This window comes from Phenylobacterium sp. (assembly GCF_004799395.1).
GTDB lineage: Bacteria > Pseudomonadota > Alphaproteobacteria > Caulobacterales > Caulobacteraceae > Phenylobacterium.
This window is the reverse complement of the sequence record NZ_SSMZ01000027.1, coordinates 1-8,627: the sequence shown is the minus strand read 5'-3', so window position 1 is coordinate 8,627 and position 8,627 is coordinate 1. Positions and strand designations below refer to the sequence as shown.

Annotated in this window: 5 protein-coding genes; all 5 read right to left on the bottom strand. The window is 67.7% G+C overall.

Going from position 1 to position 8,627, the window contains the following annotated elements:
• Positions 1–307: 307 nt before the first annotated feature.
• Positions 308–2,851, bottom strand: a complete 2,544-nt coding sequence (locus E8A12_RS02225) for a TonB-dependent receptor (protein ID WP_293366125.1) — start codon at positions 2,849–2,851, stop codon at positions 308–310.
• A gap of 373 nt (positions 2,852–3,224) precedes the next feature.
• The gene (locus E8A12_RS02220; protein ID WP_293366124.1) at positions 3,225–3,725 is read right to left on the bottom strand and encodes a hypothetical protein; all 501 of its coding nucleotides are present in this window, start codon (positions 3,723–3,725) and stop codon (positions 3,225–3,227) included.
• Positions 3,726–3,848: 123 nt separating this feature from the next.
• Positions 3,849–5,585 carry a tetratricopeptide repeat-containing sulfotransferase family protein gene (locus E8A12_RS02215; protein WP_293366123.1) on the bottom strand — a complete coding sequence of 579 codons (1,737 nt, stop codon included), beginning with the start codon at positions 5,583–5,585 and terminating at the stop codon, positions 3,849–3,851.
• Positions 5,582–7,267 (bottom strand): tetratricopeptide repeat-containing sulfotransferase family protein, encoded by a 1,686-nt coding sequence (locus E8A12_RS02210; RefSeq protein WP_293366122.1) that lies wholly within the window; start codon positions 7,265–7,267, stop codon positions 5,582–5,584. The genes E8A12_RS02215 and E8A12_RS02210 overlap by 4 nt, the downstream gene beginning before the upstream one ends.
• Positions 7,268–7,399: 132 nt before the next feature.
• Positions 7,400–8,627: TonB-dependent receptor (locus tag E8A12_RS02205; protein WP_293366121.1), on the bottom strand; the 1,228-nt coding region annotated here is incomplete at its 5' end.

Here is an 8,627-nt window from a genome sequence, read left to right as displayed (position 1 = left end):
CTGCGGCTGCGCCTGCGGCGTAGGCGGCGGACGACAGGACCGTCGACAGAACGATGACGCTGGCGCCCAGGTACATGTTTTTCATGGCAGATCCCCGCGAGCTGCTGGTTGACGGCCTGGGCTGTGCGTCCCAGGCGCTTCGTTGGCAGGCTCAGCGAGGAGCGATCGCAGGCGAGTGTCCACAACCCGCAGGCGTAGGGTGAAGCTTTTACGACGTGCGCCGAAAAACTGTGCAGGCGCGCCCAAACCCGGATCAGGGCGGATCGGTCCTTACCGATCCGCCCCGACCCGAGGCGTCTGGCGCGGCTCAGTAGGTGAGCGTCACCCGGGCATAGTAGTAGCCGCCGTTGATTCCCCAGGGGGAGAAGGTCATTGGCGCATTCCAGACGTTGCCGCCGTTCGCGGGCTTGTTCAGGCCCGGGAGGTTCGGAACGTTGGGCGGAGTCTTGTCGAATAGGTTGTTGGCCCCCACCTCGAGCTTGAGCGCGCCGGTTATTTTATAGGCGACCGTCAGATCGGTGATCGCCGAGACGGGAATCTTCAGGTCTGTGGTGATATTGCTCGTCGAGGCGAGTTCGGACGTCTCGCCATAGACCGTCTCGCGCAGGTTCGCGCTCCATTTGCCCAGCGTCCAATAGGCGTTGCCGACGAACTTCTCGCGCGGCGTCGCCGTGGTGAGCGACGACTGAGCGCTGGGGCTGAGAAGCGTGGTCTGGGTGATGACGGTCGGCGCCGCGGAGAAGTCCTGGGCCGGTAGCGGGTAGAGCTTGGTGATCGTGGTCTTGTTGTAGTTGAGGCCGCCGGTCCAATCGACGTGGCCGAATTCACCGAAGTCCGAGGCGTAGTTGACGGTCAGCTCTGCGCCTTGAGTGCGCGTATCCACACCATTGGTGAACACCGAGATGCCGGCGTAGGAGATGCCGGTGTCCAGCGTGTTGCCGTGGGCGGTGATGGCGTTCAGCACGGCCTGGGAGATCACGTGGTTCACGCCACCGCTGAGGTCTGAGCCGTAGATGAAACCGGTGACGACGATGCGGTCGCGGACGTCGATCTGGTAGGCGTCCAGGCTGATCTGCATGCCTTCGATCGGGTGGGCGACGAGGCCGACGCTGTAGTTGGTCGACTTTTCCGGCTTCAGCGGCGCGAAGCCGGCGATCACCGCGCCGGGCGAGTTTGCCGGCAACTGGACGTCGGCCGAGGAGGGCGAGACGTTGGTGCCCGAGTAGTATTCTTCGGCCAGGGTCGGGGCGCGGAAGCCGTTGGAGATGGTGCCGCGCAGCGCGAACATCGGGCTGAAGTCATAGCGGCCGGTCAGCTTGCCGACCGTCGCCTCGCCGAAGTCGCTGTAGTGCGAATAGCGGCCGGCGAGGTCGAGGTGCAGGTCCTTGATCGGGTCGATGGCCAGATCCACGTAGCCGGCGTAGTCGTTGCGGGTGTGGACGCCGGCGTTGGAGGGATCGTAGCCGGTGAACGACTGGGCGCCGCCGCCGAAGTAGGACGAGGGCTCCCCGGCGTCGATCTCGAACTTGTTCTGGCGGGCCTCGGCGCCGAACGCGAAGTTCAGCGGCGAAGCGGCGCCGACGTCGAAGGTCTTCACGATGTCGAGGTTGGTGGTCCACTCACTGGTGGCGAAGGTGCCGTCGTAGAAATCGCGCTGGGATGCGATCGGTGTGGCCGAAACGGCGGCCAGGACCGGGAACAACTGGGCGTTGGCCGAGCCATCGGTGTAGATGCCGTCACGGTCCTTGCCATAGGTGGTGGAGAGGTCCCAGGACCAGCCTTCGAAGGCGCCCTTGATCCCGCCGGTGAAGGAGTAGTCGTCCTCCGCCAGGGTCTCGACGGGGTCGAAGCCGGCCGGGAAGGGATAGTACTTCACGCCGGTCGAGGTCGTGCCGCTGACCTTTGAGGGCACGCGCAGGTTCTCGTAGGACGAGGCGTTGCGGTGGCTGAAGCTGCCGAAGCTGTAGAGCTCGATCCCGCCACCCAGGTCGTACCCGGCATTGTAGAAGAAGTTGTAGAGATTGTAGGCCGGGTCGCCGTTGATCTTGTTCACCTGCGGCGCGCCGGGCGCATTGGCCACGCCCGCGTCGACAGCGCTGTCGGTGGACAGCAGATTTCCATTGATGTCGTAGAGGCGCCGGTCGGCGCCGCCGCGGACCGTGTGCTCGTGGTAGCGTTCCTCGACCGTGAAATTGAGGAAGCCGCTGTCGCCGAGTTTGGTGCCGTTGTTGAACGACCAGGCGCCAGTCTTGCCATCTCCCTGATAGTTCTGACCAGCGGTCGCGGTAAGCGCACCGCCATCGGAGTTGTTCTTCAGGATGATGTTGACGACGCCGGCGATGGCGTCGGAGCCATACTGGGCCGCCGCGCCGTCCTGCAGGACCTCGATATGGTCGATGGCGCCGACCGGGATCAGGCCAAGGTCCGCGGTCGCCGAGCCCGAATAGGGGCTCCCGCCATCGACGGCGAGGTTGCCAGTGCCGTGGCGGCGTTTGCCGTTCACCAGCACCAGGGTGTCGTTGGGGTTCAAGCCGCGCAATGCGGCCGAAAGGGTCAGGTTGGCCGAGTCGCCGCCGAAGCCCTGGGCGTTGAAGGACGGCAGGTTCTGGGCGATGGCCTGCATCAGGTCGGGCGGGCCGACCTGCTTCAGGGCGTTGGCGCCCAGCACCTGGATCGGCGCCGGGCTGTCGGCGGCCTTCATGCCGGTGGCGCGCGTGCCGGTGACAATCAGTTCGTCGAGTGACGACGGGCCAGCGGCAGCTGCGGCGTCCGCAGCTTCAGCGGCCGCAGCGCCCCTGGCGCTCAGCGCCGTCAGCGCGATGATGCTCGCGCCTACGAATAGTTTGTTCATGTCAGGATCCCCAAATTGTTGTTGGGCCCGACCGAACGCTTCCCCCACCGGCTTCTTAGTTGTCCTTGAGAGTGCCGGGGGGACAGTCGAAGTCCATCTGCACTTGTGGGAATTGGGCAGGCGAGACCAGAAACGCGCCCTTCGACTGCAAACCGCTGAGGGCGGCGCCTGCAAATATTACAGCGCCGAGACAGAGCAGTGTTTGGCGACGTCCATTTTTCAGGCGCCGGCTAAGTGAAGTCCCCGGCGAACCTCGACGGATCGCCATTTTTGACAGTCTTGCGCAAATAAAAGTGGGTCCCGCGACGCTGCGCCGCATCGGTTTGACTTAAATCGCGCGCGGGAGCCGTGGTCCGGAAAAGCGGCTCGACGTTCAGGCTTCGGCGACGAGCGCCTGGATCGAGCGCAACTCATCCAGAGCGTCCGGCCGTCCGGCGCGGGCGAAGGCCACCAACTCCTCGACGGCGCGCAGCGTGCGGGTCGTGGTCGAAGGCCGCCCGCCCCGGCTGCGGTTGAGCCGCAGGGCGCGCTGCTTCAACACCTCGGTCAGGCGGGTCTCGTCGAGCCACACGGCCAGTTCGCTGCGCAGCGCCCACTCAGCGCCGGCCGCGCGCGCCTGGAGATGACGCAATGCGCCGCTCTCGTGCGCGAACTCGATGAGGGCGCGGGCCTCGGAGATGCAACGTTTGAGGGTGGTGAGCGGGACGCGTCGGTCGCTGGTGACCTCGGCGGTGGCGGCGTCCAGGTGGCCGATGGATCCGGCCGGTTCGGTGAGTTCGAGGAACAGGGCCAGCTCGGCGATATCCTTGGCGAAGCTGCGGCCATGGGAGGTAGGGCGGTCAAATTCGTCGGAGCGTTCGGTCTGGGACGGCATTTTCTGCATGCTGAACCACTACAGTTTCAGGAGCTGGTCCGACGCTACGCTTACAACGTAATAAAAGCCATATAACGCGCCCATAAAAATCCTATGGAAACGGTGGCTTCTGGCGGTTGACGGCTAGAATTCCGCCCCTTTCGGATAGGCATCCATCAGGGAACGCAGATAGCCGGTCAAAGGCTCCAGCCAAGGTTCGAAATTCCGCCAGTGATCGGTGGCGTCGGTGAAGATCGGACGGCGCACCTGCTCGGAACTGGCGGTGCGCACGGCGCGGTCGTTTTCGTAGAACCGCAGGCACGCCTCCTCGAACGGCAGACCGCAGTGGTCGAGCAGCTGGCGCACCTGCGTCTGCGGATCGGCGACCATCTGTTCGTAGATCACCCGGTGGATCGCGCCGGGGAGCGCGGCGTCGAAGTGGGCCATCAGTTCCACGTAGTCGCTGTAGTAGCGCGCCAGATCCGTCAGCCCGTAGCTGAACGCCTGACCGGCTGCGAAGTGCTGCTTGAAGGCCGAGAAGCAGCAGCCGATGGGGTGACGCCGGGCGTCGATGATCTTGGCCTTCGGCAGCATCAGCCGGATCAGGCCGATGTGGGCGAAATTGTTCGGCGTCTTGTCGATGAAAAGGGGTGCTGCGGTCTTCCGGTGGACGGCGGCCCGCTGCAGATATTCCTCGCCAAGCGCGCGAAGCTCGTCGGCTGAGAGCGCGGCCAGGATGTCGGGGTAGACGCCCTCCGACGGCTTGCCGCGATGACCGCCGAGCCGGGCGGCGAGAACCTCGACGTCGGGAAGTTCCTGGGTGCCTTCCACCTGGCTGTGGCTGGCCAGGATCTGTTCGATCAGCGTCGAACCCGAACGCGGCAGGCCGACGATGAAGATCGGGTCGGGCCGTGGGCAGCCGCCGCCGGCGCGGGCGGCGAAGAAGCTGGCGCTCAACAGCGCCTTGCAGCGCGCCACATGGATGGCGGTCTCGTCAGCGTCATAGGGCAGCGCGGCGCGGCGCAGGGCGTTGGCGTCGGCATAGCTCTGAAAGGCGCTGGCATAGTCGCCGGCCGCCTCATGCGCCGCGCCCAGGGCGAATTGCAGGTGAAAGCGGCCTTCGTCGCCGAGGTCGGGCCTGTCGAGCGCGGCCGTCATCAGGGCGATGTCGTCTCGGCTGAGGGCCTCGGTCTTGAGATTGGCCAGGCTCCACCAGGCCTCGCCCAGCCCGGGCCGCAGGCGGATCGCCTCGCGGTAGGCGGCGATAGCTTCGCCCTGCCGGCCCAGCGTCTTCAGGACATGGCCGTAGGCCATCCAGGTAAGGGCCACGCCGGGGTGGGCGTCGAGCACGGCGCGGTAGGCCTGAGCCGAGGCCTCATAGTCGCCGATCTGCATCCGGGCCGCCGCGCCGAGCTGGCGGTAGAGCGGGTGGCTGGGGTCCTCGGCGGTCAGGCGGTCGGCTTGGATGACGGCCAGCGCCGCCTTTCCCTGGTGATGCAGCGCCATGGCGTAGGCGTAGCGGGCGGCGGTGAAGCCAGGGGCGCGCGCCAGGGCGCGGGACAGCAGGGCCTCAGCGTCGCCCGGCCGACCGGTGCGCGCCGCCAGCTCGGCGAAGGCCCAGAGCGCCTGGACGTCATCGGGGCGTTGCGCCAGTCGGGCGTTCAGCAGGCGATGGCAATCGGCGGCGCGGCCCTCGCACAGGGCGTCGGCGGCGGCGATCAGCTGCGGATCGGTGACCGAAGCGCGGATCTGGCGGGCGTAGGCCTGGTCCGCGCCATCGACATCGCCGGCCAGCCGAAGGCGGTCGCCCAGCGCGCCCCAGCCCTTGGCGTCGGTGGGCGGGACGGCCGGAGGATGACGATCCGCCGGCGCCAGGGTCACTGGGGGGCGTATCCGAAGCGCTCCACCCAGGGCGCGAGCTTGGGCAGGGCCGGGGCCATCTGCTGGCGGTAGCGGCGCCACTGGCCGACGCCCTCGGCGCTGAGGCCGCCAGCCAGCTGCGCGCCGGACGGTGTGGCGATCCCGCGGTCGCGGGTCCGGTTGGAAAACGCCCGCAGGTCGTCGGTCCAGGGGAGGCCGAGGAACGCACACACCGCGCCGACCACCCCGTCGAAGTCCTCGATCAGCGCCTCGTGCCGCACGACATGCGTCCGCCCGGCCAGCGCCGGCGCCAGGCGCTCGGCGACCTGCATGGCCGCATCGTAGTAGCCCGCCGCGCCCGGCAGGGTCAGCAGCTGGTAAGCCGAGCCGCTCATCACGAACCGCCGGCGATAGCAGCTCAGCACCACGTCGCGCGGATCGCGCTGGGCGAACAGGATCCTCGCCTGCGGGAACAGCCGCGCGATCAGAGGAAGCTTGAAGGTGTTCAGCGGATGCTTGTCGACGAAGAGCTTGCCTTCGACCTGAGCGCCTTCCTCGCGGACACGGGCCCAGTAGGCGGCGCGCAGCGGGGCGAGCTCGCCCTCGCTCGCCACGGCCAGCCGATCGAGGTCCTGCGGCGCGGCCAGGAAGGCGCGCATGGCGGCTGACAGCGTCTCGCGCTCCTCGAGAGCCCGGACCTCGGGGTGGCTGGCCAGCACCTGCTCCAGCAGGGTGGTGCCCGAGCGCGGGAAGCCGAGCAGGAAGACGTGTCCTGTCGCTCCGGGCGCCGGCTCGCCCGCCGCGGTCCAGGCCTTGGGGTCGATGGCCTCGAGGCGCCCGATCATCCCATGCGCGAACTCCAGCGCGCTTGGCGGCGCACCGTAGGTCGCCGCGTAGGTGCGCCACAGGCCCATGTTGCAGGCGGCATAGGCGCTGAAGGCCTCAGGGATGCGGTCCCGGGCGTCAAGCACATCGCCCAACAGGCCTTGCGCGAAAGCGAGCTGTTGCGGCGTCAGCCGCGGATCGGGGATGACGGCTTCAAGACGAGCCTGGGCCGCCGGCGCGTCGCCGTCCGCGAGTTCGGCGGCGGCCGCTACGTTGACGGCGTCCGGATAGCCCGGCTGGGCGGCCAGCACCTTGTCGGCCATGGCGCGCGCCTCGGCGTGGGCGCCACGTCGGCTCATCAGATTGGCGAGCCCGGCCAGACCCCCAAGGTTCTCGGGCTGCAGCTCGATCGCGCGGCGGAAGGCCGCCTCGGCCTCGTTCAGGCGGCCCAGGCTCTCCAGGCAGCCGCCGCGGGCGCCGTGCGCTCCGGCGAAGGCGGGTGCGATCGCGACCGCCTGGTCGAACTGCGCCAGGGCCTCGGTGTCCCGCTCAAGGCGGCGCAGGCAAAGCCCCAGGGCATTGCGCGCGCCGGGGTCGCCGGGGGCGAGCGCCACCGCGCGCTGGAGCAGGCGAACGGCGTCTTCGAAGCGCTCTTCGCCTTCGAGCTTGAGGGCGGCCAGGTTGAGGACGGCCGGATGCTCCAGGCCGCCGGCGAGGGCGCGTTCGGCCAGCCGGCCCGCGCGCTCGAAGTCGCGAGCCTGCACCGCGGCGCCGATCTCAGCCAGCGCCGCCTTTTCGCCGGCTGGATCGCGCGCTGCGGGCGCCGGCGCCGCTGCGGCGATTTTCAGGCTGATCGGGCCGCTCTTCCAACTGGTCAAGGCCACGTCCTCAATTGTCGCGGGTTCCCCCTGTCGCCTGATTACCCGATGCGGCCGGCGCGGGCGAGCGGGGCAAAAACAAAGGGCGGCGGATTGCTCCGCCGCCCTTCCATTCCGAAGTGGGTGACCGCCTTAGAAGTCGGCGCTCAGGCCCACGAACATGTACCGGCCAAGCGCGTCGTAGACCTGCGGGTAGGTGCCGCCGTTACAGGCGCCCACAGGGCAGTTCGAGGCGCCGATGATCGGCGGATCGTTGTCGAACACGTTGTTCACGCCAACCCGGAAGTTCAGGTTGTTGTGGACGGTGAAGTTGGCCGTCAGGTCCAGATAGCTGCGCGAGGACAGCGCCCGGTCGGTCTCGTACTGGAGGCCGGGGTTGTTCAGCTGCGGGTTGCTCGAGTAGGCGTCGAGCTTCACGCCGCCGAAGTAGCGCCATTGGGCCGAGAAGCTGAGGCTCTTGAGCCAGTCGCCGTAGGAGTAGGGCGTGGTCCAGGTGACCCGCAGCTTGTGACGCCACACCGGCGCCGGGCCTTCGCCGTTCGGGCCGGCGCAGACCGTGCCGTAGAGGCCGGCGCAGTCGTAGGACGGGCCGCCCGGCAGGGGCTGGGTCTTCAGGTTGTCGAGCCAGGTGCCGACCATGCTGACGGCGACGGAGCCGTTGTCGCCGAGGCCTAGGTTCGACAGATCCGAACGGTAGTTGACGTTCAGATCGATGCCGCTGGTGTTCAGCGACCCGGTGTTCAGAGTGGTGTCCTGAACGAAGCCAGTCGGGTCGAGCCACAGGGAGTTGTTGCCCGGCTCGCGGTGGACGAGGTTGCAGAAGAACGGGTTCTGTGTCGACACGCACTGGTTCAGGATCAGGTTGGCGCCGAGGCCGGCGATGAACTGATCGACCTTGATGTCGAAGTAGTCGATCGAGACGGAGAGACCCGGCACGAACTTGGGCTGGAAGACGACGCCGGCGGTGTAGGTGTCGCTGATTTCCGGCTTCAGGTTCGGGTTGCCGCCAAACTGGCCGTTGTACTGGTTGGCCGGGTTCTTCTCGATGGCCAGGACCTGGGCGGTGGTCAGGTGGAAGGCGCTGGCGCATTGCGCGACCAGCGGGTTGGCCGCCGTCAGGCCGGCGCAGGGGTCCTGCGTGCCGTCCAGGCCGACGTTCTGAGGCGCGAACAGTTCGATGACGTTCGGGGCGCGGACGGCGCGGTTGTAGCCGGCCCGGAAGCGCAGGCCGTCGATCACTTCCCACTCGCCCGACACCTTGTAGGTGTTGGTGTCGCCGATCGAGGAGTAGTCGGAGAAGCGGTAGCCGAGTTCCAGGGACACGTCCTTGGCGAAGGGCATGTCGCTGATCAGCGGCACG

What these genes read in the sequence shown, in the direction of transcription:
- E8A12_RS02220 (WP_293366124.1), bottom strand. Translation starts at nt 3,725, where the DNA reads ATGCCGTCCCAGACCGAACGCTCCGACGAATTTGACCGCCCTACCTCC.
- E8A12_RS02225 (WP_293366125.1), bottom strand. Translation starts at nt 2,851, where the DNA reads ATGAACAAACTATTCGTAGGCGCGAGCATCATCGCGCTGACGGCGCTG.